The organism is Nocardia sp. NPDC051911, assembly GCF_040681035.1.
GTDB classification, from domain to species: domain Bacteria; phylum Actinomycetota; class Actinomycetes; order Mycobacteriales; family Mycobacteriaceae; genus Nocardia; species Nocardia sichangensis.
In genome coordinates, this window is sequence record NZ_JBFAXY010000021.1 from 86,026 (window position 1) to 111,503 (window position 25,478).

The 25,478-nt window shown below is 66.9% G+C and carries 26 protein-coding genes and 1 pseudogene; 17 read left to right on the forward strand and 10 right to left on the reverse strand.

Going from position 1 to position 25,478, the window contains the following annotated elements; translation table 11 throughout:
• Positions 1–13 precede the first annotated feature (13 nt).
• Complete coding sequence (locus tag AB0L97_RS24625; RefSeq protein ID WP_364433521.1) at positions 14–1,000, forward strand: zinc-binding dehydrogenase; 987 nt, start codon at positions 14–16, stop codon at positions 998–1,000.
• Here AB0L97_RS24625 and AB0L97_RS24630 read toward each other — a convergent pair.
• Both AB0L97_RS24630 and AB0L97_RS24635 read right to left on the reverse strand, forming a co-directional pair.
• Positions 988–2,547, reverse strand: a complete 1,560-nt coding sequence (locus AB0L97_RS24630) for an NAD(P)/FAD-dependent oxidoreductase (protein ID WP_364433524.1) — start codon at positions 2,545–2,547, stop codon at positions 988–990. The two genes, AB0L97_RS24625 and AB0L97_RS24630, sit on opposite strands and share 13 nt — an antisense overlap.
• 79 nt (positions 2,548–2,626) lie before the next feature.
• Entirely contained in the window at positions 2,627–3,262 is a 636-nt protein-coding gene (locus AB0L97_RS24635) for a TetR/AcrR family transcriptional regulator C-terminal domain-containing protein (RefSeq protein WP_355076399.1), read from the reverse strand.
• A gap of 70 nt (positions 3,263–3,332) precedes the next feature.
• Here AB0L97_RS24635 and AB0L97_RS24640 point away from each other — a divergent pair, with 70 nt between their 5' ends.
• Positions 3,333–4,292 (forward strand): zinc-binding alcohol dehydrogenase family protein, encoded by a 960-nt coding sequence (locus tag AB0L97_RS24640; RefSeq protein ID WP_364433528.1) that lies wholly within the window; start codon positions 3,333–3,335, stop codon positions 4,290–4,292.
• A 198-nt stretch (positions 4,293–4,490) separates the two neighbouring features.
• Here AB0L97_RS24640 and AB0L97_RS24645 read toward each other — a convergent pair whose 3' ends face one another.
• A complete protein-coding gene (locus tag AB0L97_RS24645) occupies positions 4,491–5,072 on the reverse strand; it encodes a TetR/AcrR family transcriptional regulator (RefSeq protein ID WP_364433531.1) in 582 nt (193 codons plus the stop codon).
• Positions 5,073–5,155: 83 nt separating this feature from the next.
• On the opposite strand from AB0L97_RS24645, the gene AB0L97_RS24650 reads away from it, so the two are divergent.
• Together AB0L97_RS24650 and AB0L97_RS24655 are read left to right on the forward strand one after the other, a co-directional pair.
• Positions 5,156–6,418 carry a YbfB/YjiJ family MFS transporter gene (locus AB0L97_RS24650; protein ID WP_364433534.1) on the forward strand — a complete coding sequence of 421 codons (1,263 nt, stop codon included), beginning with the start codon at positions 5,156–5,158 and terminating at the stop codon, positions 6,416–6,418.
• Entirely contained in the window at positions 6,324–6,968 is a 645-nt protein-coding gene (locus AB0L97_RS24655; protein WP_364433656.1) for an alpha/beta hydrolase, read from the forward strand. Before AB0L97_RS24650 ends, AB0L97_RS24655 begins: the two co-directional genes overlap by 95 nt.
• Positions 6,969–7,042: 74 nt before the next feature.
• On the opposite strand, the gene AB0L97_RS24660 is transcribed toward AB0L97_RS24655, so the two are convergent.
• Positions 7,043–7,735 carry a methyltransferase domain-containing protein gene (locus AB0L97_RS24660; protein WP_364433537.1) on the reverse strand — a complete coding sequence of 231 codons (693 nt, stop codon included), beginning with the start codon at positions 7,733–7,735 and terminating at the stop codon, positions 7,043–7,045.
• Positions 7,736–8,067: 332 nt separating this feature from the next.
• Between AB0L97_RS24660 and AB0L97_RS24665 the strand changes: the two are divergent.
• The 5 genes and pseudogenes from AB0L97_RS24665 to AB0L97_RS24685 form a co-directional block, all read left to right on the forward strand.
• A pseudogene (locus tag AB0L97_RS24665) lies at positions 8,068–8,424 on the forward strand (2-phosphosulfolactate phosphatase); the annotation flags it as partial.
• Between the two features lie 161 nt (positions 8,425–8,585).
• A complete protein-coding gene (locus tag AB0L97_RS24670; protein WP_355076703.1) occupies positions 8,586–9,020 on the forward strand; it encodes a VOC family protein in 435 nt (144 codons plus the stop codon).
• A 184-nt stretch (positions 9,021–9,204) separates the two neighbouring features.
• Positions 9,205–9,807 (forward strand): hypothetical protein, encoded by a 603-nt coding sequence (locus AB0L97_RS24675; protein WP_364433541.1) that lies wholly within the window; start codon positions 9,205–9,207, stop codon positions 9,805–9,807.
• A gap of 346 nt (positions 9,808–10,153) precedes the next feature.
• The gene (locus AB0L97_RS24680; protein ID WP_355076409.1) at positions 10,154–10,762 is read left to right on the forward strand and encodes a hypothetical protein; all 609 of its coding nucleotides are present in this window, start codon (positions 10,154–10,156) and stop codon (positions 10,760–10,762) included.
• 204 nt (positions 10,763–10,966) lie between these two features.
• Positions 10,967–11,188, forward strand: coding sequence for a hypothetical protein (locus tag AB0L97_RS24685; RefSeq protein ID WP_039804574.1), 222 nt, complete (start codon positions 10,967–10,969; stop codon positions 11,186–11,188).
• Between the two features lie 129 nt (positions 11,189–11,317).
• Here AB0L97_RS24685 and AB0L97_RS24690 read toward each other — a convergent pair whose 3' ends face one another.
• From AB0L97_RS24690 to AB0L97_RS24700, 3 genes are all read right to left on the reverse strand, one after another.
• Positions 11,318–12,448 (reverse strand): helix-turn-helix transcriptional regulator, encoded by a 1,131-nt coding sequence (locus AB0L97_RS24690; RefSeq protein ID WP_364433546.1) that lies wholly within the window; start codon positions 12,446–12,448, stop codon positions 11,318–11,320.
• 112 nt (positions 12,449–12,560) lie between these two features.
• Positions 12,561–13,280, reverse strand: a complete 720-nt coding sequence (locus tag AB0L97_RS24695; protein ID WP_364433549.1) for a 5-formyltetrahydrofolate cyclo-ligase — start codon at positions 13,278–13,280, stop codon at positions 12,561–12,563.
• A 10-nt stretch (positions 13,281–13,290) separates the two neighbouring features.
• Positions 13,291–14,508, reverse strand: coding sequence for a hypothetical protein (locus AB0L97_RS24700; RefSeq protein ID WP_364433553.1), 1,218 nt, complete (start codon positions 14,506–14,508; stop codon positions 13,291–13,293).
• Positions 14,509–15,257: 749 nt separating this feature from the next.
• On the opposite strand from AB0L97_RS24700, the gene AB0L97_RS24705 reads away from it, so the two are divergent.
• From AB0L97_RS24705 to AB0L97_RS24715, 3 genes are all read left to right on the forward strand, one after another.
• Positions 15,258–15,572, forward strand: coding sequence for a hypothetical protein (locus tag AB0L97_RS24705; protein WP_364433556.1), 315 nt, complete (start codon positions 15,258–15,260; stop codon positions 15,570–15,572).
• Between the two features lie 159 nt (positions 15,573–15,731).
• Positions 15,732–16,403 (forward strand): SGNH/GDSL hydrolase family protein, encoded by a 672-nt coding sequence (locus AB0L97_RS24710; protein ID WP_364433559.1) that lies wholly within the window; start codon positions 15,732–15,734, stop codon positions 16,401–16,403.
• 80 nt (positions 16,404–16,483) lie between these two features.
• Complete coding sequence (locus AB0L97_RS24715) at positions 16,484–17,872, forward strand: MFS transporter (protein ID WP_364433562.1); 1,389 nt, start codon at positions 16,484–16,486, stop codon at positions 17,870–17,872.
• Between the two features lie 142 nt (positions 17,873–18,014).
• Here the strand turns inward: AB0L97_RS24715 and AB0L97_RS24720 are convergent, their stop codons facing one another.
• The gene (locus AB0L97_RS24720) at positions 18,015–18,974 is read right to left on the reverse strand and encodes an isochorismatase family cysteine hydrolase (RefSeq protein ID WP_364433565.1); all 960 of its coding nucleotides are present in this window, start codon (positions 18,972–18,974) and stop codon (positions 18,015–18,017) included.
• Between the two features lie 427 nt (positions 18,975–19,401).
• Between AB0L97_RS24720 and AB0L97_RS24725 the strand changes: the two genes are divergently transcribed.
• Positions 19,402–19,707, forward strand: a complete 306-nt coding sequence (locus AB0L97_RS24725; protein WP_364433568.1) for a hypothetical protein — start codon at positions 19,402–19,404, stop codon at positions 19,705–19,707.
• A gap of 154 nt (positions 19,708–19,861) precedes the next feature.
• Here AB0L97_RS24725 and AB0L97_RS24730 read toward each other — a convergent pair whose 3' ends face one another.
• Positions 19,862–20,557 carry a hypothetical protein gene (locus AB0L97_RS24730; RefSeq protein ID WP_364433571.1) on the reverse strand — a complete coding sequence of 232 codons (696 nt, stop codon included), beginning with the start codon at positions 20,555–20,557 and terminating at the stop codon, positions 19,862–19,864.
• A gap of 82 nt (positions 20,558–20,639) precedes the next feature.
• Complete coding sequence (locus AB0L97_RS24735; RefSeq protein WP_364433574.1) at positions 20,640–21,572, reverse strand: PDR/VanB family oxidoreductase; 933 nt, start codon at positions 21,570–21,572, stop codon at positions 20,640–20,642.
• Between the two features lie 146 nt (positions 21,573–21,718).
• Between AB0L97_RS24735 and AB0L97_RS24740 the strand changes: the two genes are divergently transcribed.
• The 4 genes from AB0L97_RS24740 to AB0L97_RS24755 are packed head-to-tail and all read left to right on the forward strand — an operon-like array spanning position 21,719 to position 25,447.
• A complete protein-coding gene (locus AB0L97_RS24740; RefSeq protein ID WP_364433577.1) occupies positions 21,719–22,879 on the forward strand; it encodes an acyl-CoA dehydrogenase family protein in 1,161 nt (386 codons plus the stop codon).
• A gap of 10 nt (positions 22,880–22,889) precedes the next feature.
• Positions 22,890–23,414: a YiiD C-terminal domain-containing protein gene (locus AB0L97_RS24745; RefSeq protein WP_364433580.1), complete on the forward strand. Its 525-nt coding sequence runs from the start codon at positions 22,890–22,892 to the stop codon at positions 23,412–23,414.
• Entirely contained in the window at positions 23,411–24,304 is an 894-nt protein-coding gene (locus AB0L97_RS24750; protein WP_364433583.1) for an alpha/beta fold hydrolase, read from the forward strand. Before AB0L97_RS24745 ends, AB0L97_RS24750 begins: the two co-directional genes overlap by 4 nt.
• Before the next feature lie 9 nt (positions 24,305–24,313).
• Positions 24,314–25,447 (forward strand): ABC transporter ATP-binding protein, encoded by a 1,134-nt coding sequence (locus tag AB0L97_RS24755; RefSeq protein WP_364433586.1) that lies wholly within the window; start codon positions 24,314–24,316, stop codon positions 25,445–25,447.
• Positions 25,448–25,478 lie beyond the last annotated feature (31 nt).

The window sequence follows — 25,478 nt, forward strand, 5'->3', positions numbered from 1 at the left end:
AGAAGGAGCGGATATGCGTGCCGTAGTCATCGAACGGTTCGGTGAACCGAAGGATGTACTGACCACCGCCGAACGCCCGGTCCCCGAGCCCGGCCCGGGCGAGGTGCGACTCGCGCTGATCCTGTCACCGATCCACAATCACGATCTGGCCATCGTGCGTGGCGTGTACGGCTACCGGCCCGAGCTGCCCGCCATCCCGGGTAGCGAGGCGGTCGCGCGGGTAGACGCGGTGGGTCCCGGCGTCACCGACATGTCGGTCGGACGGCGCGTGACGGTGTCCGGTGCGATCAATGTGTGGGCCGACTACTTCGTGGTCCCGGCCCGCCAGGTCGTCCCGTTGCCCGACACGGTCTCCGACGAGACCGCGGCCCAACTGCTGGCCATGCCGTTGAGCGCGCTGATGCTCATCGAGGACCTCGGGCTGCGGTCCGGCGAGTGGCTGGCGATCAACGCCGCCAACGGCGCGGTCGGCAGGCTCGTCAACGTCTTCGCCCGGCAGCGCGGTCTGCGCGTGCTGAATCTCGTTCGCGGCCCAGGCTCCGTCGCGGCGCTGCGGGAACTCGGCTACGAGCCGGTGCTCGACACCGAGAGCGAGGGCTGGCGTGACCAGGTGGACGCCGCCACCTCCGGTGCGCCGATCGTCCGGGCCGTCGATCAAGTGGGCGGTCGCGCCGCGGCCGACGAACTGGCATTGCTCGCGCCCGGCGGTCAGCTGATCTCCTTCGGCGCGCTCTCGGGCAAGCCGCTGACGCTCGATCCGGGCAGTCTCATCTTCGGCCAGGCCGTGGTCAAGGGCTTCTGGGGCTCCAAGCGGATCGAGGAGATCGGCGCGGACCAGCGCGGACGGCTGATCAGCGAACTGATCGATCTCGCCGCTCGCGGTGAGCTGCGGCTGGACATCGAAGCCGCCTACCCGCTCGAGGCCGCGGCGGACGCCGCCGTCGCCACCGAGACGCCGGGCCGCGCCGCCAAGATCGCGCTGCGGGGTCAGCCCGCCTGACCGGCGTTCAGCACGGCCATCGCGGCATTGTGCCCGGGAATGCCGCTGACGCCGCCGCCCCGGATGGCGCCCGCACCGCACAGGAACACGTTGCGGTGGCCGGTCGCCACGCCCCACCGGGCGCCGGGGTCGGCCGGGTCGGCGTCCTCGGGGAGGTAGGGGAAGGCCAGGTCCCGGTGGAAGATGTGTCCACCGGGCAGGCCGACCTCACCCTCGAGTTCGATCGGCGTCTTCGCCTCCAGGCAGGGCGCGCCGTTCTCGTCTCTCGCCAAGCAGTCCGCGATCGGTTCGGCGAGCACCGAATCGAGTTGCGCCAAGGTCGCTTTCACGAACTCTTCTTTCGCCGACGCGTGGTCGGCGGCGAAGAGTTTCGCGCGAGCGTGCAGTCCGAACAGGGTGAGCGTATGCGCACCCTGCTCAGCCAGGTCCGGTGCCAGAATCGTCGGATCGGTCAATGTGTGGCAATAGATTTCGGCGGGCGGCGCGGACGGAATGCGGCCGATCGCGGCCTCGCCGTAGGCGCGGTCGAGTTGGGCGTACGACTCGCCGATGTGGAAAGTACCGGCGAATGCTTCCCGTGGCTCGACTTCGGCGTCGCGCAATCGCGGGAGGCGGCGCAGCAGCATATTGATCTTCAACTGCGCACCCTCGGGCTTCGGTGGCAGCGGCTCGCCGAGCAGCCCGGCGAGCGTATACGGCGCGACGTTCGCCAGGACGTGGCGCGCTCCGATCTTTCCTTCTTCGTATCCGACTTCCGCTGTGTCGCCGTCGGTTTCGATGCTCGTCACCGTGCAGTCGGTGACGATCTCCGCGCCCGCTTCGCGCGCGGCCGTGGCCAGTGCGTCGGTGAGCGCGCCCATGCCGCCGATCGGCACGTCCCAGTCGCCGGTGCCGCCGCCGATCACGTGGTACAGGAAGCAGCGATTCTGCCGCAGCGACGGATCGTGCGCATGGGTGAACGTGCCGATCAGCGCATCGGTGAGCACCACGCCGCGCACCGTGTCGTCGGCGAAGGTCGACTCGATCGTCTCACCGAGCGGCCGCTCGAACAGCGCTTCCCAGGTGGCCGCGTCGTCCACGATGTGCCGTAACGCCTCCTTCGACACCAGTGGCATGGTCAGCGTCGGAAAGACCCGCCGGGCCAACTCCCCCATATTCGCGTAGAACCGCTGCCATGCGCGGAATTCCGTATCCGAGCCGGTCAGCCGCGTGAAACTCGCCTCCGTCCTGGCCTGCGCCGACGAGACCAGCAGACCGCCCTCCCGTACCGGCGTGTAAGACGAGACCTCCCGCCGCCGCGTCTCGAACCGCAAGCCCAAGTCCGTCACGATCGACCACGGCAACAGGCTCACCAAATACGAGTACCGCGACAACCGCGCGTCGACGCCCGCGAACACCCGCTCCGATACCGCCGCCCCGCCGGTATGCGGCTGCCGTTCGAGCACCAGCACCGACCGCCCGGCCCGAGCCAGATACGCGGCGGCCACCAACCCGTTGTGCCCGCCACCGACGATCACGACATCGTAGGAAGAGCGCGTCGGCGTCATGGATTCTCGATAGCACGAATCGGCGTCGGGCGACAGCGTCCACGCCTACCGCCACGGCGTGGCGATCCGGCCGGGGCCGTCAGCGCAGTCGGGCCGCGAGCCCGTCGAGGACGACGCCGAGTTGCCGTTCGAACCTGCTGTCACCGTCGTCGCGGAGGTGCCCGGCGGCCTTGACCAGTTCGGCGCCTTCACCCAGCCACTCATCACGTTCGGCGAGCGAGTACCGCGCCGGGTCGACGTCGGCCGACTGGCTGCGCTCCTGTTCCTCGATAACGAAGCCGACGACGTACGCGGTGACCAGGTCGAGCGCATCGTCCGCCTCCGCCAGTGCGAACCCAGCCGCGGTCAAGCGCGCGAGCCAGGATTCCTTCGCCCGCACCACTTCGGGGTCGGAGAAGCGCGTGCCGCTGAAGATGCGCGCGCCGTCCCGGTGGCGCAGGTATTCCGCGCGCAAGACGCGGGCGTAGGCGGCGACGTCGTCGCGCCAGTCGGCGCCGGAAGCGATCGCCGAGAGGGCGTCGGTGACGCGGCGCATCACGAACGTGCTCATCTCGTCGAGCAGTTCCTGCTTGTCACGGACGTGCCAATACAGCGCTGGGGCCTTCACCTGGAGCCGGGAAGCGAGCGCACGGACGGTGAGCGCATCCATGCCCTTCTCGTCGAGCAGTTCGAGTGCCGCCGCCACGATCCGTTCCCGGGTGATGCCCTTTGCCACGGTTGACACCTTAACAAAGTTCAGGAAAGGTGGGTGATGCGATTGATCTAACTTAGTTAAGGAGCTTGTCATGCGTGCTGCAGTCGTCGACACCGCAGGAGCGACACCGGTCTGCGCGGACTTCCCCGACCCGGAACAGCGGCCGGGCCGGGCGCCGCTGAGACTCGTCGGCGCGGGCCTGCACCACGTCGTCCGCGGGCTGGCATCCGGCCGGCATTACGGCAGCGACCATGCCTACCCCCTCGTGCCGGGCGTCGACGCCGTGGCCAGGACCGACGACGGGCGGCTGGTCTACACGGGCCTCGCCCGGTCGCCGTGGGGAACGATGGCCGAATGGCTGGTCACCCCGTTCGAGGTGGAGCTGCCCGCCGGGGCCGATCCGCTCGCGACCGCCGCCGGCGTGAACCCCGCCTTGTCGGGCTGGATGCCCCTGACCACCCACCGCAAGGAGACAGGCGAACTCGGCACCGTGCTGATACTCGGGGCCACCGGCATGTCCGGCAGCCTGGCCGTGCGAGCGGCGATGTCTCTCGGCGCGAAACAGGTCATCGCGGCCGGGCGCGATCACGAGGCGCTGGAACGACTGCGAGGCCTCGGCGCCGTCACCGTTCCGCTCGCGGCCGCCACACCCGACGCCGGGGCGGCCACCTTCGCCGCCGTTGTCGCCGAGGCGCAGCCCACGCTGGTGCTCGACTTCGTGTGGGGTCCCGTCGCCGAGGCCACCTTCGCCGCACTGGCGAAGGGCGGCATGGACGACGACGGCACGGCGATCGACTACGTGCAGATCGGCTCGCTCGCCGGAGCCGAGGCGGCGTTGCCCGCGGCTCTGTTGCGCAGCAGGCGGATCCGGATCAGCGGCAGCGGCGCGGGCTCGGTTTCGAAGGCCGCGATGATCGCCGAGCTGCCCGAGGTCCTCGCCAGATTCGCCGACGGCACCTTCGACGCGCCGTACACCGGCTACCCACTCAGCCGCGTCGCCGAGGCCTGGGCGCATCAAGGGCGCACCCGCGCCGTCGTCGTCCCGGACTGACCCGGCCCCGCTCGAGGAGAGATAAACGGCTACTTCGTCGGCCTCATGACTGCGGCGCGACGAAACCCGTTGCCGTGCCGAAATCGGTAACGATCCCGACCCGGCACGGCGACATCCACGCCCCGCCCCGTTCGCCGGTTCCCAGGGACTGCCGAGTCATACGAGTTCCCGCGATCGGATGCGGGGATCGAAGCCCGGTCAAATGGCCGCGGTGAGCAGGGCTACCGCGGCCGCGCGAGCATGCCCGCCGACACCGGCCGGATCATGCATCGCCGCGACGACGGTCGCGCCCTCCACCAGCATGAGCAGCTGACGGCCCAGCACGGCGGGATCCTCTGCTCCGGCGCGGGCGGCGATGCCGGTGAAGAGGTCGAGATAGCGCTGCAGGTGCCGCGCGGTGATGGTCCGCACCTCGTCGTCGTAGTGCTGGGCCGACGCGTTCACCATGGCGCAGCCGCGAAAGGCCGGTTGTGCGTACCACTCGCCGAGCGCGTCGAAGACCGCGGCCAACTGCTCGGCGGGGTCGTCGCCGGCCGACTCCACCGCACTCGCCAGCCACCCACCCACCTTTTCACTGCGCGACTCCAGCATCGCTCGCACGAGCCCGTCTTTGGTGCCGAAGTGGCGATACAAGGTCTCCTTGGACACCCCGAGCCGCGCGCACAGTTCGGCTACACCGATTCCGTCGAGGCCGCGCTCGTACAGCAGCGGTTCCGCCGCTTCGAGGATGGCGGCGCGGGTGCGCGCCGGGTCTATCGTCGAGCCTTTGGCCACGGGCATACATAGATGGTAACGGCTGGTTCGATCACCTGCTAGCATCCAAGGTCGTACCGATCGGTTCGACCTTGGAAAGGCCCGCGTTCATGACCCCGATATGGCAAGCCGCGCGCCTCGCCCTCGGCACCGCGTCGGCATTGGGTTTCGGACGGTTCGCATACGGCTTGCTGTTACCCGCTATGCGAAGCGACCTCGGCTGGAACCTGGCCGGTGCCGGAATGCTCAGCACCGCAAACGGACTGGGCTATCTCGTCGGCGCCGTGGCGACACCCGCAGTGGTTCGCCGCCTTGGCACGGCAGCCGCGTTCCGCACCGGGATGACGCTGACCGCAACGGCGTTGACGTCCACCGCCGTCGGCAACGACCATCTCTTCCTGCTCGCGACCAGAGCCGTGGCCGGGGCGGCGGGTGCGGTCGTCTTCATCACCGGCGGCGTCATCGCCTCGCATATCGCCACGCACGCGTCATCCGGCACGCCCATCGCCGTCTACTTCGCGGGCACCGGGGTCGGCATCGTGCTCAGCGGCACAACCGTGCCGCTGGCGGGGGATCACTGGCGGATGGCGTGGGTCGGCCTGGGTATCGCCGCAGGCCTTGCGGCCCTGGCGAGTTGGACCGCCACCCGCGTCGACTCACCGGCTCCGAAAGTCGCCGGACACGCGCACTTGCGGCCACTGTGGCCGACAGCGCTCGCGTATCTGCTGTTCGCGGGTGGATACATCACCTACATCACCTTCCTGTCGGCGTACCTGGTCGATCGGCACGCCTCGACGCTCGAGGTGATGTCGGCCTGGACCGCGATGGGACTCGCCGTCGTCGCGGCACCTGTTCTGTGGAGCCGCCCGATCAGCCGCTGGCCGGGAAGCAGGGCATTGTGCGTCCTGCTCGCGGTCTTGGGCGCAGGCGCGGCACTGGCTTTGGCGACTCCCGCACCACCTGTCCTGCTCGCCTCCACAGTCGTCTACGGGGCAACCTTCATGAGTGTCCCCGCCGCGGTCACGGCCTTGGTCAAGAACAACACCGTACCGGTGGATTGGACCGCGACGCTGGCAGCCTTCACGACGGTGTTCGCCGTCGGGCAGACCGCAGGACCTTGGATCGCCGGGATCGTCGCGGATCACACGTCCACCGACGCCGCACTCGCCTGCACAGCGATCGCATGCATCGCCGCGTCAGGTAGCGCCGCCATCCCACCCCCTCACTCCCCCGACCAGAAGGAGAACGACAATGACGAATTTCGTCCTGATCCCCGGCATGTGCCACGGCGGCTGGTGCTTCGAGCAGCTCACCGAGCAGCTGCGCACGCGCGGCCATCGCGTGTTTCCGCTGACCCTCGCCGGGGTCGGTGAGCGCGTTCATCTGCGCCACGGCGTGAATCTGGACACCCACATCCAGGACGTCACCGCGGTGCTGGCGGCCGAGCACATCACCGACGCCGTCCTGGTGGGACACAGCTACGGCGGCATGGTGATCACCGGCGCTGCCGATCGCGCGGCGGCCCGGGTGAGCGCGCTGGTGTACCTCGACGCCGTGGTTCCCGGGCACGGGGACTCCTGCTTCACACTGGTTTCCGAGGAAGAGCGGCGGTGGTACCTCGACGTGGTCGACACCGGCGACGCGGTCCGCCCGCTGCCCTTCTTCGATCCGCGAGCCACAGCGCACCCGCTCGCGTCGGTTCTCCAACCACTCACGCTCACCGGGGATCTCGGCCACATCCGGCGCAGGGATTACGTCTACGCGGCCGGATGGGAAACACCCTCACCGTTCACCGCCACCTACCAGCGATTGCGGGACGACGCCGGGTGGACGACTCACGCGCTCGGCGGCGGACACAACCTGATGCGCGACGCTCCCGAAGACCTGCTGCGCATACTGCTCGACGTCGCCGAATCGCACTGACATCCAAGCGATCCGATCAGTCGGCCTCGACATGCGCCATCCCCCGCCGGACCGCACCCGACCGGTCCTCGACCTCACTCGAGGCGCTGTCCGACACGCAGGACACTCAGATAACGGCGTGACGCCCGGTCGCCCATCCGTGTACGGACGCGCTCGGCGACGGCATCGAGCAGGGGCTCACGGACGTCGCGGGCAAGCCTGCGATACAGCGATGTCGAGCGAAGGAGATCGGCGAAGCCGTCCCCGTCGAACCACTGAACGGTTGGGTACCAACGCACGATCGTCGGGCCGAACAATGTTCCTGGATCCTCCACCAGGCCCCAACCCTCGCCGGTGGCGCGCACGTCATCCTCCAGTGGCGGATGACCCCAGCCGGGGTTGCCGGGGCAGAACCGCTCGTGCAGATCGGCGGTCTCGGCGTAGACCTCCGGCTCGCCCGGCCTGCGGACGACGACGTTGCCGAGCAGCGCCATCCAGCCTCCGGGACAGAGCACGTCGTGGGCTCGCCGCCAGCCGATCGACGGGTCCACCCAATGCCACGACGACGCGGCCACGAGGGCGTCGAAGCGTCGGCCACGGTCGTCCCACTCCTCGAACGTCGACGTCTCGACTTCGATGTTGTGCAAACCAGCGATCCGCCGCCGAGCGAACGCGGCCATGTCCTGGCCCGGCTCGATGGCGGTCACCGAGCAGCCGAGCGCTGCCAGCGAGCGCGTCGCCTGACCGGTACCGCAGCCCACCTCCAGCACCGCCGACCTTTCGGTCACGCCGGTGATGTCGCAGAGGTCCGCGAACAGCTCGTCAGGGTATCCCGGCCGGACTCGGTCATAGACTGCGGAACCTCGTTGAACACTCGGCCGAGGTCGTGTCGATTCGGGTCCGTCTTCCGATCGTCGGTCACGAACGGACAAGCTACGAGGCTCGCCCACCCCGTCGCCACCGGTTTACCGGCAGCCGATGACGCGTTACGTCGTTCCTGGCCAACGCGCGCTCACGTCGGTGACCGATCCTCCTCATGCACGATGTGTGCGTGCGTTTCACTTTCACCGGCGTGGCGCAGTTGAGTGCCGTGCCCCGAGTAGCTGTCGTCATCGATGTGATGCGCGCGTTCACCACAGCGGCGTACGCCCTTGCGGGTTCCGCCGACCGGATCGTCTTCGCCGACACCGACGACGCGGCATTGCAACTGAAGGCGCGCCACCCGGATTGGCTCGCTGTGCGTGACGGCGCACCGGCGCCGGGGTTCGATCTGTCGAACTCGCCCCGACAGCTCAGCACACAGGATCTGCGAGGCCGCACCCTGGTGATGAAGACCACCGCGGGTACCGCGGGCGCGCTGGGCGTCGCCGACGCCGACGTGGTTCTGTGCGCGAGTTTCGTTGTCGCGCAGGCGACCGCGAGACACCTGCGGAAGCTGGCACCCGAGCACGTCGTCTTCGTGATCACCGGAGACAACGGAAGCGCCGAGGAAGATTCGGCGTGCGCGCAATACATCGCCGCGTTGCTCACGGCCGACGACGTCGATCCGCGTCCGTTCACAAAACGAGCCCTGCACTCGACCGCCGCGAGGCAGCTGATGGAAGGCGTGGACAAGGGATACGCCCTTATGGTGGACCGATGGCATCGGTCAAGCAGGTCCAGGTCACCTTCGACTGCGCAGAACCCGAGCGCGTCGCTCGCTTCTGGTGCGAGGTGTTGGGCTACGTTGTACCGCCGCCACCAGAGGGGTTCGCTACGTGGGAGGATTTCGATCGCTCGCGGCCGCCTCAGCTTCAGGGTTCGTCGTTCGCCTGCGTCGATCCCTCGGGAGTGGGCCCTCGGCTGTACTTCCAGCGCGTTCCCGAAGGGAAGGTCGTCAAGAATCGAGTGCATCTCGATGTGCGGGTCGGCACCGGCCTCGTGGGTGAACAGCGCCTCGCCACACTCGAAGCCGAGTGCGCACGACTTATCGCCCTCGGCGCGATACGCGTGCGGCTACTTTCCGCCGATGACCACAACGAGTCGTGCATCGTGATGCAAGACATCGAGGGCAACGAGTTCTGTCTCGACTGAGAGACGCGATCCCGGTACTACCCGCCTCCAGCTTCGCCGCTGTTGCATTCTCCACGCTTTGGCAAGGCACCCAAGCGCATCAGCTTTGCTTACGAACGACTTTGGGCGCGGAATTTTGAAACACCGCAGGTGGTTCGTTCGATGAGACGATTATGTTGCCGGGGCGGCCGCGGAGGAAGCTGACATGATCGACGGAATGGCCGTTGCCACTCACCTGGCTGTGGCACTGGGGGCAACGGGCGGACGGTCCGTGGACCGATCGGTGGATCAAGGATTGACCGCGCTCACCGGTGTGGTCACACGCGGGCTCGGACGACGCGCACTAGATGACCTCGACCAGAACCCGCACAGCATGGCAGCACGCCGCCAACTCGCCGCCGAGATCGAACGCGCGGCAGCCGCCGACACGGAATTCGCCCGCGAACTCGCCGCCCTGCAAGCCACGCTCGGCAGGCTGAACGGCGGAACCGTGATCAACACCGCGACCCACGGCAGCCGGATCGTCACCGGCAGCAAAGGCATCACGGCTGGTGGCAGCATTCACAACACCACATACGACATCGCGTCGGATGAGGATCTGTCCCGAGCTCCGGTCTGGACGAAGGCATTGTTGTGGATCGGCTTGGTGTTCGTCGGTATCGGCTTCGTCGGTGGCCTGATCGGCATGTCTCGAGGCGCGTCGGTGTCGGGGCAGTTCAACTTGCTGCCGTTCTTCCTCATCGGCGGTGTCCTCATGACCTTCGCCGAGCTCGGCGCGAGAACGTCGACACCTCGACGCCGCCGGTAGGTCGGAAGCAGTTCGTCCGCTCGGTCGCCTTGGCGTGGTACAGCCGAGTCGTCACCCCGACGAGTGAGATCCGCAAGAGAATTCAGAGCTTGTCGGATGTGCGGCGGTTTACTGGAAAACAGCTGGATCAAGGCCTCTTCCGCTCGTCGAATGAAAACATGCTGCGGTTATGGGCTTTCAATATCCACGTCGCGCGATCGTGCCAACTCCTGGCACGCAGACCGCTACCTCAAGGGTCGTACCAGAAATCAGTGAGATGAATTTTCAGTCGGAATGTGTGAAACAACGCCGGTGGCTCGTTCGATGAGATGGTTATGCTGCCGGGGCGGCTGTGGAGGAGACTGACATGATCGATGGAATGGTCGTCGCCGCATATGTGGCCGCGGCGCTGGGGGCAGCCGGTGGACGGTTGGTCGACCGATCGCTGGATCAAGGACTGACCGCACTCACCGGCGCGGTCACACGCAGGCTGGGACGGCGCGCGCTCGACGACCTGGACCGAAACCCGGCCAGCATGGCGGCACGCCGCCAACTCGCCGATGAGATCGAACGCGCGGCAGCCGCCGACGCGGAATTCGCCCGCGAGCTCGCCGAACTCCGAGACAGACTCGACCGGATGAACGGCCCGACCATCATCAACACCGCCACTCACGGCAGCCGGATCGTCACCGGCGGGGACGGCATGACCGCTGGAGACGACATCCATAACACCACCTACGATTCTCCGGCCCCCGGGGATCTGTCGGGGGCACCTCTGTGGAGCAGGGTCCTGATCTGGATCGGCACGACAATCGGAGTGATCGGCTGGGCGATCGCCGGAATCGCGATTGCCCAGCACACACCGGGGCACATGAACGATGCCACAAACGGATTCGTGGTCTTCATGATCGGAGTCGGTATCGCGCTGGTGGGTCAATACGGCGCAAGCACGTCGACACCTCGACGGCGGCGGTGACGCCAGCCCATCGCCCCACCTCCGAATGATGGACGCGGCCACCCCCTCACCGCGGGCCACGGACGATAGAGCGGATACACGCGGAGGCCACGACCAACGCTGATGCGGCATTGCGTTCGGCTGTGCTATGTTGGGACTCGCGGCCGTCGAAGATCAAGTTCCGACAACGCATTCGAGGTGGGGGTAATGAAATCAGTATTTCGCATGGGCATCGTCGCCGTCGCGGTAGGCATCGGCTCCGTCGTGATCGCCGGACCAGCCCAGGCCGACGTATGGCGTGATGCGGTATGCGGCCACGGGTATCACTACGGCCAGAAAGTCGATATCCACGGCCAGCAGTGGAAGATCGAAGGCGAACGAGGCAACGGCGCAGGATACATCCTGAGCGATAAGTACGGTCGGACAAACCAGGTCGACTGCTCGTAGGCACTCACGACCACGGTTGTCAGTTGAGGCGGCACTTTCGGATTCTCCCGAAAGTGCCGCTTCATCAATGCAATCTACGAACGGGAGGCGACACGTCGAGAGCACGCGGAGCGCTCCCTGTGCGTAGGTTCAGACTGGATCATTGCTCGACCCGGCGATCTCGTCCATCAGCATCCGCAGGGTCAGGGAGTGTTTCTCGGGCGGAAGGGCATCCATCGCGCTGCGTGCGGCCCGAATTCCTTCGGCTCGATCACCCGCTCTGACCAGCATCAGACCGCGATGCATCTCCAGATGCGTTGCGAAGCGCGGCAACTCGGCCGGAAGTTCCCTTCGGGCCTGCTCTTGTGCGGCGACCGCGAATTTCTCATCGCCGAGGCGCGCGGCGAGCAGGGACAGGAACACGTTCATGCGCCACCACGGAACGGCGTAGTCGGAGGTCTGCTCGTAGGACCCCGATTTGTCGAACACCCGGCGTCCCTCTTCGACGAGAGCGCGCCCCGTCTCGCCATCGCCTCGCAACACTGCCGCATGTGCCTTGCCCATGATCGCATTGAGCCGACCCAAGCTCGGCTTGTCCGACAACGCCAGCGCCTGGTCGGCGAAAAGATCGGCGACTCCCAACGCCGCACCCTCGTAGCCGAGGGCGATGGCCGCACGCCCCCGCACCCACACGCGGGTCTGCTCATCCTCAGAACGGTCCGCTGCCTCGGCGGCCATCCGGTACCAGGTGACCGCCTTGGTGCCGTCCGATCCCGGAAACGTCTTCGCGTACAGCGTCATCAGCCGGGCGGCAGTTCCCCACATCTGCGGACTGTCCAACTGCTGTTGCAGTATCGCCAGGTCAACGGCCAAACGCCGCTGGATATCCGCCGCACCGAGTGACATGTAGTCGGTGCTGTAGGCGCTGAGCTTCTCCTGCCACGCCTCGATACTCGGCCCGGCACGATCCAGCCGCGCCGAGAAACCGGCAGCCAGCAGATCGGACGCCGATATCGGCGCGACGCCGGTCGCGGCCACCTGAGCCAGAAGATGCTGTCTGTTCAGGCCTTCGTCCTCGAACACAGCTAAAGGCACGTCCAGCACCGCCGACAGATGGCGCAGCCAGAACCGGCTGGGTACCGTGTCAGCGTTCTCCCAACGCCTCGAGATGTACTGCCGGGAAATACTCGACCCTGAGTGAGCCGCCAATTCGTCGGACAGCCGGCCCCGCGACCATCCCCGTGCCTTCCGAAGTTCACGGATCAACTCGCCTACACCCATAGGCCGATCATCTCGTGGTTCGACGTAGAGGAGTAGCACCACGCGCGAAGGCGCGAGTCAAGCTGACGGTTCTTTGTTCAGGACTCCCCGCTGCGCGTGCTTCCTCCCGTGCTCAGTCGGTAGTCAACTGGCGAGCAGCGAGAGCCGGTATCGCCGCGATCTTCTCCGACGTCAACGAATCCCAGACAATCCCTGCCGGTCGACGGCGCTCATCGCACCAGATCACATCCTCCGGCGTGACGATCAAGTCAACGCGAAAGTCGTGCCTCCCCTCTGGTAGCGGCTCGTCGACCACCTGGAGTCGGTGGACGGTTGTCGCGATCACCGTGTCCGGACCGATTCTTCCGCCCTCTTGGAGGAGCGCGAGCTCAATGTCCGAATACCCTGCGCCCTTGCCCAATCGAGCACCATTGCGGTTGACCGCAACGCTTCCAATGACAACGATGTCGACCGGAGCTATCTCGTTTACTTCGACGTTTCGTCCGATCGCGGCCGCAACGTCCTTTCGGGCAGCGCGTTCGGGTGGCTCGGCCAACGCAGCAGGATCCAGAAGATAGAAGGGCTTCGGCGCGGCCAAGCGCGGAACCGCCATATAGACGATCTTTCCTTCCGCGAGGGCGCGGACCCTGACCGGCAATTGCGCGGTGTCCGGAACTGTCTTGACAACCCGAGCGCGCTTCCACTGGCTCAGCCCGGCCAACCGCTCAGCTGCGACCTCAGCACCCGCGAATGCCGGGATACGACGCGGCGCACCCGGGCGCGTGACCTTCTCATTCTCCAGTGTGTCCCATATGCCTTCGCGAATCTCCTGCTTCTGACGGTCAATACTCACTTCGCGTCTCCTATCGCGCCATCAACTCGAGAACGCGGTCGTATACGTCCCGCAAAGCCGCAACGTTGCGGTAAGACCGTGCCTCGCGACACACATTGAATACAATGTTCAGCCCTGCGCCGCCACGTGTTTGCTCCACTGTATCAATCGCTTTGTTCAGAACGAGCGCGCCTTCTTCGAATCTGTGCTGCCGGATTTGAGCCAGGCTCAGATTACCCATGACGATCGCATCAGTCTTTCCGCCAGTTCTCCCCGACACCTCCGCCAAGATTGCCTGAGCACGCTTATCCTGCCCAAGAAAGAGATAGCATGACCCAGCGAGCCGATTGTATTCCAACTCGGCATCTACTCCCATGACAATCTCGCCATCAGTAAGTCTTCCACGCAGACTGTCAGCGTCACGCAACGCCTTCTCGCACTCGAACTGTCTACCCATCATCGCGAATGCTTCGGCTTGATGGAGCAGCGCTACGAACACCAACTCTCGACTGACGCTCTGCACTGTGGCCAGTAGACGAACAGTCGAACTCAAAGCGGAATCTGGATTCTTTTCTCCGTAGAGCGAAACGTATATCTTTCGTAGGAGTGCATGCCCTTCAGCTACCGGATCACCCAACGCCCGTGCGGCCGAGATCGATTGATCGATATAGTAGTTCGCCGTCGAGTTGTCTCGCCGCTGCGAAGCATCCCAAACCAGTCGACTCATCAGTGTTGCAGCCTTTGCCTCGACGGCAAGCAACTTGCTCCTGATCAGCTCATTCTCCGCATGCTTCTGCAAAAAGCGCACTTGGCCAAGATACTGTCCAGCCTGCCCGAGAAGAGATGTCGACGGTTCCATCTCATAGGATGCATTGAGATCGCATACGTGACTCCGAATTCGGTCGATCGTCGCCGCATCGACTCGTTGGACACTGCGCTGGACTCGACCGCCGTCATCGCCCCCAGGCGTCCCAGGACGAGATCCATCTCTCACGTTGGCGAGTGCGGACTGAAAGCGTGCACGCTGCCGGTCATCGAGCCGTTGCAATAACGTATCCATACCCGCAGCGAACTCACTGGCAAGGGTGATAGTCGGTCCGCGACGTTCCCACTTGCAAACGGCAGCCAGAGAGAAGCCGGAGATTGCCGCGAACTCCTTTTGTGTGCGACGGAGCGCTTCGGTACGCAGAAGGCGCACCTCGACACCCGTCCACCTGGTCACGATCATCGCATCCGTCCAATCGTGCACACACCGGTCCTTGTGGACATGAGCGTAGCGGCTCCGTAGCAGTCGCCCGGTTCCAAACACGTTCGCGGTCAACAACGCTTGGGGACAGCCCCGACGCCGGGTGCCGCCGGTTTGATCCCGGCCCGCCGACTGCCGATAGGCAGCGGCGGTTCGACCTCGGCGTCGGGTGCACACCAATCGTTCGAGCGAGGGGAGACGCTTGTGCCCGTACCGAATCGAGCCGGGGACACACCGTTGGCGGTGTGCCATTTCTACCGCCAGGTGTGTGACTTGCCCGCCGAGGTGGACCCGCCCCATCTAGGGCGGATCATCTTGCGGGTAGGTCGGGTGCGCGGGTTGATGATGCCCGCGTTCATCGGTTCGGAAGTCAAAGCTTGGATGCACCGCGCTGGTCACCGGGCTGGGCCGGTGTTGACGCATCCTCGGTCCCAGCGCTGGACATTTTTGACCGGGCCCGACCTGCCCGAGGACATTCGGTTGTTCGCGGAGATGTCGCGGTTCAGTGTGTCCATTGTGAGCGGTGGAACCATCGCGTTGCCCGGTCCCGGTCAGCGTCCCGGCCTGTTCCGAGCATGGGTGCACTCGCCGTGCGACGCCTACCGGCCCACCGGCCGGATCGTGGTCGAAGCGATACGGGGATGCGCTGCTGAGCACACGCGGCGGCGTCAGCGGGTGGGGTGGCACATGCCTGACGACATCAGCGCCGCAAGTGGGGTTCTCGTGCCGGATCGACCACCGCGGCTCTCCCGGTGAGCGGCGATCAGGAGGCCGAGCGCTCCGCCGCCGAACTCGATGTACTCACCGAGGTGATCGGCACGCTGGTGACCACCACCACGGATGCGGTACGCGACGGGATGACCGAGGCCGCCCGCGCCCATGTGATGGCGAAGGTGATCTATGTCCTGATCACCAGCGCCCGCACCGCCGCAGCGCCCCACACCGGGAGGCTGTATGCCGCCGCGGTGCTCGATCCGATCATCGAGAACACCTCAGCCGCTGACGAGATCACCTTGCTGGATCTGCTGATACCCGCGCTCATCGGCCAGCACGTCGGCGGTATCTGAACGGAACTGACCGCCTCTCGCACGCTGCGCTCCTCTCCGGAAGGAGCACAAGCGTCCTATCCGCGCCTGCCGAACGAGCGCTTGTATCTGCAACCGTGACCGCGCGCCGGCACGGAGACGGCTTGATAAAAACATACGGTCGACCGTATATTCTCCCGCATGGAGCACAACGTCCTCACCGAGGAGACCGACCCGTTCTGCCTGGACCAGGCGGACGCCGTGGCCTTGCTGGCCGGAGCCCCGTGGGGCAGGTATGCCGTTGTCGGCGACAGTCTTTCGGCGGGAACCGGCGAGCCCACCCTGGGCTACCGAGATCAGGGCTGGTCGGACCGAGTTGCGGGTGTCTTGCGGTCCGTCCGGCCGGATCTGGATTACCTCAACGTCTCCGAGAACGGGGCGACAACCGCCCAGACGCTCGAGAAGCAGGCGGCCCGCATGCTCGAGTTCTCCCCGGACCTGCTCCACCTGCCCTGCGGGGCCAACGACATCGTGCGGCGCAGGCCAAATTTCGGCGAGATAGAGCGAACGCTGCGGCAGATGTACGACCTGGCGAAGGGAACCGGGGCCCTGCTGACCACTTTCACGCTCGGCAGGGCGTATGTCGTCCCGGTCTTCCCGGACTGGCCGGAGCGGATCGCCACGGTCAACGAGATCGTGCGGGGGCTGGCTGCGGAATACGGCGCCCTCGTGGTGGACATGTGGGACCACCCGATCAACGACCGCGACAACCTGCTCAGCGCGGACGGAATCCACTTCTCGACCTCGGGTCAGGCCGTCATGGCGGCCGAGATGGTCAAGAAGCTGGCCGAATCCTTTGGCACCGACAAATGAAGAGGTCTCTCATCGTGGCAAGTAGTCAACAAGCAGCCAGCCGGCCGGTAGCAGTCGCGGAAGCGGACGCGATTCCGTGGATGACGGTATCGATTCTTCTGACCGCCCTGTTCATGGCGGTTCTCGACTCGTTCATCGTCGTGGTCGCCGACCCCTCGATCGCGGCGGACCTGCACGCGTCCGACGGCGATGTCCAGTGGGTGCTGGCGGGCTATCAGCTGAGTTACGCGGTCTTCATCATCACCGCTACGCGCCTGGCCGACATGTACGGCCGCAAGCGGATCTTCCTTCTCGGGGTGGTCCTGTTCACGCTGTCGTCGGTCGCTTGCGCGCTGTCACCGAACGCGGGCAGCCTGATCGCCGCGCGTGTCGTCCAGGGTCTGGGAGCCGCCCTCATGGTTCCCCAGGTGTTCGCGTACGTCACGGTGCTGGTGCCCGCGGCGAGGCGGCACAGCGTCTACGGCGCGCTCGGCATCGTCATGGGCATGGCCACCATCGGCGGACAGGTCATCGGCGGACTGCTGATCGGCGCAAACCTGTTCGACTCCGGCTGGCGCCTGGTGTTCTGGGTGAACGCGCCGATCGGAGTCGTCATGCTCCTGCTCGCCGTGCGATTCGTGCCGGAGACAGGCTCGGCCGCCGACCGCAAGCTGGACATGTCCGGCGTCCTGGTGCTCAGCACGGCATTGTTCCTCTTGGTGCTGCCGCTCATCCAGGGGCAGGAGACGGGTTGGCCGGGGTGGGTCTGGGCTTGTTTCGCGGGCAGCGCGGTCGCGTTCGGCCTGTTCGTCGCGATCGAGCGGCGCCTGGAACGGCGCGGCGGGGATCCGCTGGTACCGCTGAAATTGTTCGGACAGCGCTCGTTCTCGCTCGGGATCGTTCTCGTGCTCGCCCTGTATGCGCTGATCTACTCGTATTATCTGGCCTTGTCGGTAACGATGCAGCAAGGCCTCGACATGTCGGCGCTCGGCGCGGGTCTGGTCTACACGCCCGCCGCCATAACGTTTTTCGTGTTCAGCATGGTAGCGAGCCGGATGGTTCCGAAGTATGGACGACGCGTCCTCGAGGTCGGGGCGATCATACTGGCGACCGGTTACCTGGCGACCGGTCTCTTGCTGGTGTCCGGCCCCAGGATCACTCCGCTGCTCGTGATCCCCACCCTGATTCTGCAGAGTGTCGGTGGCGGACTGGTTATTACGCAGGCGCTCAACACGGTGCTGAGCCGTGTCCGGCCCGAGTCGGCCGGTGTCGCGTCAGGGGCCTTGTCCACGGCCCAGCAGTGTGGCGGAGCGCTCGGCGTCGCCGTCATCGGAGTGGTCTACTTCAGCTCGTTCCACCCGGCCGAAGTCGGCAGGGTCGCCGCCGCAGGCCACGCCTTCGCGGTCGCGTCCTTGGGGACGTTCGTCATCGCTGTCGTAGCGGGCGTTGTCGTCTTCCTTCTTCCGAAGCGGCCGACGGTCCAGGTGTGAATGCGAGGACACGGTCGGGGGCTGCGGACGAAGTGGTCCAGCTATAGCGACGTCCGGGCAGATCGATGGCCCGTACCTCCACCAGCGAAAACATTGGCGCCGCGCCACTGTCGAGCGTATGTCGGCGGGCCATGACAATCCATCAGATCTGGGTCGCGATGTCGAGCATGGTGAGCACATCCGAGGCCGGACGAACGTCGCCGAATGATCTGTAGATGGTGTGGAGTGCGGCGTTGTGGTCGCGGTCGCGGCGGGCGGCGTTGGCGTCGGCGACCATGATCACTCGGAAGTCGAGGGTGGCGGCGTCGCGCGCCGAGGACTCGCAGCACACGTTGGTGACGGTTCCCGTGATCAGGACGGTATCTATGTGTCGCTGTTCGAGTAGTTGCGGCAGGACGCAACGACCAGGGAAGAAGGCGCTGAACCCGGATTTGTCGACGAACAGGTCATCGTCGTGGGTGGCCAGATCGGGCCACAGTCGAGTGGGTAGCGGTCCGGAAGTCCCCGCGTCGCTGTAGGTTTCGGCGATCTTCGGGCCGAAGAACTCGCTCGCTCGCTCGGCCGGTTCCCCACTCGCGGGCACCACCCACGCGACGGTTCCGCCCGCTGTCCGCAACGCGTCGGCCAGGCGGTTGATGTTGGGCACGATCGCGCGGCAGTAGGCATTGCCGGAGACGTGGAGCGGCACCATGTCGATCACGGCCAAGGCGGTGCGCTCGGGATCGAGGTCCGGATACGCGAACCGGCGTCCGCGGCGGGATTCGTGGCGAGCGTACTCACGGGCCTCGATATGCCAGTCGTGCGTCGGGAGCGTCGGTGTGGCGTCGCCGTCGTCGCGAATCAGGTCGTACACATACGAACGGTCGCCCTTCCGGCTCACCCACACGCCCTCGGGCGGCAGGTCGCCTCGCCCCGCGTCGTCGAACGGGCGGCTGGACACCTCACCCGACTCCGAGCACACCACCCATCCGAAGCCGGGCAATCGCCGGCACCAGATGTCGAGGTCGACACGCTTGTACGACGGGAATCCATGCATCTCCCCCTCGCGGGCGAACTCATAGGTCAACCCGTCCACCCGCCGCACGAACTTCACACCCGACATCACGCCATCCTCGACGAACGACCCGGCCGTCTCAACTGAAACTCCTCGCCGAGCTCGACGAACTTCATGGGGACACTCGCGCCCCGCCCCAGCCGCTCAGTAGCTCGGCGCGGGTTCCGCTTGTTCGCGCTCACTCTGACGAGCCCGACGAGCACGCGGAACCGCCACAATAAGTGATGCAGCATTCATACACTATGAGCCCACCGCCACTCAACGGATGCGATGCGGCCGGAGGACTTCCCCCTGTCACCTTATGGACTTCCGCGCATGAAATACGCAGGTGAAAGTACCTATCCCGAAGCCAAAGCGGCGAGTCCACAGCAAGATATCGCCCGCAGGCAGCGTAACTTGCTCCGCGATCTCGCGTACAACAGTGCACAGCCTAGCTACTATGTGAACCAATATTCTTCAACATAGGAGCGCAATGATGCGTACCCCCCTTCGCCTCGCCGCCGCCTCGGTCGCGGCGGCGACCCTCGTCGTCACCGCGGCCGGTGCGACGGCCGAACCGATCAGCTCCGCCCCGGCGACCGCTGTCGCGGCCGGAACCGGCTCGTCGGCGGTGGATTCCGGGGCGGCGGCGGTCCAATCGGCCGTGTACTTCCTCCAGCGTGGCGACGTCATCGGGATTCTCGTGCTCTTGGTCACCGCGCCCTTGCAGATATTCACCAGTGGCGTCTGCGATCTGGCCACCGGGTCGGCGCTTCCGAGTCCGTGCGCCACACCGAGGTGAACCCCCGGTGGCGTCTCCGCGCCGGTGCGCCGCGGCGGATTCGGGACGCACCCTGATCGGATCCCCACCGAACGGAAAAGACCCCGCCCGGCGGTGCAGCCGGACGGGGTCGGGTGTCCCCCAACGAACGAGACGTCGGGTTCTTCGCCGCTATCTACTTCGCCTGGACGGGAGGCTGGTTGATAGTGGAGAAGTACTGGATGGCGGCGCCGATCGCCACCGGGGCGGTGACCAGGATCTGGCCCGCGATGGTGCCCAGGGCGCCGATCGCGATGATGCCGCCGAGGCAGCCGATGGCCGCGGCCGGGATGAACGCGCCGAACAGGCCGACGATCGCCGCCGAGGCGACGGTCGCGCCGGCGATGCCGCCGAGCACGCAGCCCACGGCGCCGCCGCCGATGCCGCCGATCAGGGTGCCGAGGGTGGCGCCCATGGTGATGGTGCTGGTCATGCGGGACCAGGCGGCCTGCTCACGGTCGTATTCGTTCTTCCACGGGGCCTTGTCCTCGAACGGCAGGGCGACCGGCTTGTAGGCCGCGTGCGCCATGTCGAACTGCGGGGTCAGCGTCGCGGTGCGATCGGCGATGTCGGCCACGATCGGGAACTCGAAGTCATCGACCCGGAACTTCAGCGGCATGCCGGTGAGCACGGCGCCGTTGGCGGCCTTGATCTTGAACAGCCCGTCCTCGACGACCATGGAACCGGCATCGGTCGTGACGATGGACTGGGTGTCGGTGGCGTAGGCGGTGAAGTCGACGGCGTCCTCGCTGCCGGGCTGCGCACCGGCCGAGCCGGCGGCGATCCCGACTGCGGCGACCAGACCAGCGGCCACCGCAACGATTTTCCTCATCCTTGGTTCTTTCCTCTCGGTTTCTCACAGGAAGCGGTCGCGACGAGCGCGCCGCATGCCGACCGCGGACGCGGCGGGCAGGTCAGAGGTCGAGGACGAGCGGGCCCGATTTGGCTCGCGAGACGCACAGCATCATGGTGTCGCCGCGCGCCCGTTCCTCGTCGGTGAGCAGCTCGTCCCGATGCTCGATGTCGCCGGACAACACCGCGGTCTCGCAGCTGCCGCAGGTGCCTTCGCGGCACGAGGTGACGATGCCGATTCCGGCGGATTCCAAGACGTCGGCGATGGATTGGTTCGCCCCGATCCGGAAGGTCTTGCCGCTGGCCGCCAGGCGCACCTCGAACGGCTCGTTCGGGGCGAACTCCAACTGCCGCGGCACGAAGCGCTCCGCGTGCACCGGCACCCCGGCGCGCGCGCCTTCGGCCTCCGCCGCCGCCAGCAGCGGCTCGGGTCCGCAGCAGTACACGGGGGTGTCGGAGAGATCGGCGAAGATCTCGCGCAGCGGCAGCAGGCCGTGCTCGTCCTGCGGCAGCAAGTTCGCCAGCGGATAACGCTCGGCGATGGCGTCGGCGAACGCCATGTGTCCTCGGGTGCGGCCGCCGTAGTACAGCGACCAGCGAGCACCCGAGGCTTCCGCGGCGGCGACCATGGGCAGGATCGGCGTGATCCCGATGCCTCCGGCGAGGAAGACATAGCTGTCGCCGCTCACGAGTTCGAAGTTGTTGCGCGGCGCGGACACTCGCAGCACCGAGCCGGGTTGCGCGGCGCGGTGCAGATAGGCCGAGCCGCCGCGCCCGTCCGGTTCGTGCAGCACCGCGATGCGCCAGCGCGCCCGGTCGGCCGGGTCGCCGCACAGTGAGTACTGCCGCACGCCCGCCGCGCCGACCGCGACATCGATGTGGGCGCCCGGTGTCCACGACGGCAGTTCGCCGCCGTCGACCGGGGCCAGGTCGAGCGCGAACACGCCCGCGGCCTCGTCGCGGCGGCGCCATACTCGCACCGCTGTGTCAGTCATATCCGTCCCCTAGCCCGGCAACGTCTCCGCGATCACCGTCGCCGAGATGTGCCGCCCACGCACCGGACGAATGGGCAGTCGATTCGCGCAATCGACGTTGACTATCGCCCCCTCGCCCGCACACGCGGCGCGCCGAGACTGACGCCATGACCACTGTGGCGCAATTGGTGGACAAGACCACCCAGTTCATTCGGGACCAGGTCGTTCCGGTGGAACGCGAGGTCGTCGTGGACGGGCGGGTGATGGACGACGCGCTGCGGCTCGAGCTGCAGAAGAAGGCCAAGGAGGCCGGCGTCTTCGGACCGCTGTCGGATCCGCGATACGGCGGCCTCGGCCTGGACACCCGAGCCCAGGCGCAGGTGCTCGAAGCCGCGGGGGCGAGCCTGCTCGGCCCGATCGCGGTGAACGCGTGGGCGCCCGACGACGGCAACATCCACCTGCTCGCGCACGTCGCGAACGAGGAGCAGCAGCAGCGCTACCTCGCGCCGCTGGCCGCGGGCGACGTCCGTTCCGCGATCGCGATGACCGAACCCGCCCCCGGCGCCGGATCCGACCCCGGGATGCTGCGGACCGTCGCCGAGGAGACCGAGTCCGGCTGGGTCATCAACGGCGCCAAGCATTTCACCACGGGCGCGCAGGGGGCGGCGTTCACCATCTGCGTGGCGCGCACGGGTGACGGCCCGACCATGTTCCTGGTCGACCAGGACAACCCCGGATTGCGGGTGGGTCGCCGGATGCCGACGCTCGACCACACCAGCGCGCCCGGCGGCCACTGCGAGGTGACCTTCGACGACTGCGAGGTGCCCGATTCCGCCGTGCTGGGCCAGGTCGGCCAGGGGCTGGCGCTCGCGCAGGTCCGGCTCGCGCCCTCGCGGCTGGTGTTCTGTATGAACTGGCTCGGGCTCGCGGTGCGGGCGCACCAGCTGACCATCGAGCACATCGGCACGCGCACGTCGTTCGGGGTCCCGATCGCCGAGCACGGCATGGCCCAAGGCCTCGTCGCGGACAACGAGATCGACATCGCCGCCGCGCGCGGCGTGATCCGCACCGTCGCCGAGACCATCGACGCGCAGGGGCCGACCTCCTCGCAGGCGCGGCACGAGGCGTCGATCGCCAAGACGTTCGTCTCCGAGGCGGTCTGGCGGGTGCTCGACCGGGCGGTCCAGTTGCACGGCGGGCTCGGTGTCTGCGAAGACCACCTCGTCGCTCGATTCCTGGTCGAGGCCAGGGCTTTCCGCATCTACGAAGGACCCTCGGAGGTCCTGCGCTGGTCCATCGCTCGCCGCGCCCTGCGCACCAAACGCTGAAGGAGACGTCATGACCACGCGTGAGATCGCCGGTTTCGCGGCGGCCTATCCCGAACTCGACTGCGACGCTGTCGATTACGAGTACCTGCGGGCGGTGTCGCAGGAGATGGTTCCGTTCGGCCGCCACGTCGGCACGCTGATCACCGAGATCGGCCCGGAACGCGCCGTCGTCGAAATCCCCGCCGTCGGCTCGGTCCGCAACCACATGGGCACCGTGCACGCCGGGGCGCTGTTCACCGCCGCCGACATCGGCGGAGCGGCCGCGTTCGTCGGCGCGGCGGCCACCCGCCTGCGCACCGTCGAGCGGCTGGTGCTGCGCGGCGGCAGCGCGTCCTACCGCAAACCCGCCGTCGGCCGCATCCGCGCCATCGCGACCGTCGACCAGCGCGAACTCGCCGACGTGCTCGCGGCGACGGCCGCGCAGCGCTTCGAGCTGTCCGGCAAGGCGGCCCTGCTCGATGACGGCGACGTCGTCGTCGCGAAGTTCACCTTCGACTACGTCTGCGACATCACCCTCGCGGAGGACGAGCGATGACCACCGCGGCGCCGCAGAACCGTTCGGAGTTCACCACCCTGGAATCGGCCACGGTGCCGACCGGAGACGGGGTCACCTTCACCGTCCGCTTCCTGGAGTCGAAGAAGCCGGGTGCACCGGTCGTGCTGATCCTGCCCGCCATGGCGATGAAGGCGAAGAACTATCTGTTTCTCGCGAAAGAGCTGCATTCGCAAGGTCTTTCGGTGGCGTTGACCGACCTGCGGGCGCACGGCGAGGCCGAGCCCGGACTCGGGCTGCACCGCGATTTCGGCTACCGCGAGATGATCGAGACCGACCTGCCCGCCCTCGTCGCGGCGGTGCGGGCGCGGTTCCCCGAGGCGCCGATCCACCTGTTCGGGCACAGCCTGGGCGGGCAGCTCGCGTTGCTGTTCACCGCGGCCGAGCCGGAGCGGATCGCGGGCGTCACCGTCATCGGCACCGGCACGGTCTTCTGGTGGGCCTTCGGCGCGCGCCGCTGGTGGGAGGCGCTGAGCCAGATCCAGTGGATCGGCCTGGTCTCGCGGTGGAAGGGTCACTGGCCCGGCGGTGTGCTCATCCCGGCCCCGATGCCGGGCGGCGTCATGCGTGACTGGTCGATGCACTCGCTGACCAGCTACTACCGCCCCAAGGGCAGCAAGCGCCGGTACAACACCCTGCTGCGGAACCTGACCGCGCCGGTGCTGGCGATCTCGCTGTCCGACGACGTGCTCGGCCCGAAGTCCAACGTCGACTTCCTGGTCTCCCGGATGCCGAACGCCCGCGTGACCCACTGGCACATCGACGAGAACGCCCCGGTGGCCAATCGCGACCACTTCCTGTGGATCAAGGACTCCCCCGCGATCGCGGCCCGGGTGGCGACCTGGATCGTCGCGGGCGAGCTGCCGGGCTGAGGGGCGACGGTGGCACGACTGCGAATCGAAGCGGTGTCGAAGCGATTCGGCGCCGCCAACGCGGTGCGCGAGGTGAGCCTCGACATCGCCGACGGCGAGTTCATGGTGCTGCTCGGCCCGAGCGGCTGCGGCAAATCCACGCTGCTGCGCATGATCGCCGGTCTGGAGGATCCGTCCGACGGGCGAATCCTGCTGGACGACAAGGACATCACCCATCACGCGCCGCAACAGCGGGACTTGGCCATGGTGTTCCAGAGTTACGCGCTCTACCCGCACCTGACCGTCGCCAAGAACATCGGATTCCCGTTGCGCGCCAGGCGCACACCGCGCGCGAGGATCGCCGAGCGGGTGTCGGAGGTCGCCGGGGTGCTCGGGCTGACCGAGTTGCTGCGCCGCAGGCCGTCCGCGCTGTCGGGCGGGCAGCGGCAACGCGTGGCCCTGGCGCGCGCCATGGTGCGCGATCCCGGCGCGTTCCTGATGGATGAGCCGCTGTCGAACCTGGACGCGAAGCTGCGCAGCGCGACGCGCGCCGAATTGATCGGGCTGCATCAGCGGCTGGGCGCGACGTTCCTGTACGTGACCCATGACCAGGTCGAGGCGATGACCATGGCCGATCGGATCGCGCTGCTCAACGAGGGTCGGGTGGAGCAGGTCGGCACACCGACCGAGCTCTACGACCGTCCGCGTTCGACTTTCGTCGCCGGATTCCTCGGCGCGCCGCCGATGAACCTGTTCCCCGCCGTCGTCACCGAGCGCGACGGCTCGCTGCGCGTGGTGGCCGATGGGATCGATACCGAATTGGCCATCGGCGTCAAGGGTTTCGACGACGACCTGGAAGTGGTCGCGGGCATCCGCCCGGAACAGCTGCGCTTGGATCCGACCGGCGCCGACATCCGCGGCCGGGTGACGATGGTGGAGAACCTCGGCAGCGAGGAACTGATCCACTTCACCACCGGTGATCGCGTCCTGTGCGCCCGAGCGCCGCGGCCCGCGGGCGTCGCGGTCGACGACAACATCGCGCTGCGAGCCGCCCCGGGGCACATCCACCTGTTCCATGCCACCTCCGGGCTGCGCCTGACCTGGCAGGAGACGCGGCAGGACGCCCACGTCGACAGCGCGGGCGAACCCGTCGCCGTCGCCTGAACCCGAACACCCCTACTCGATGAGGAGAAAC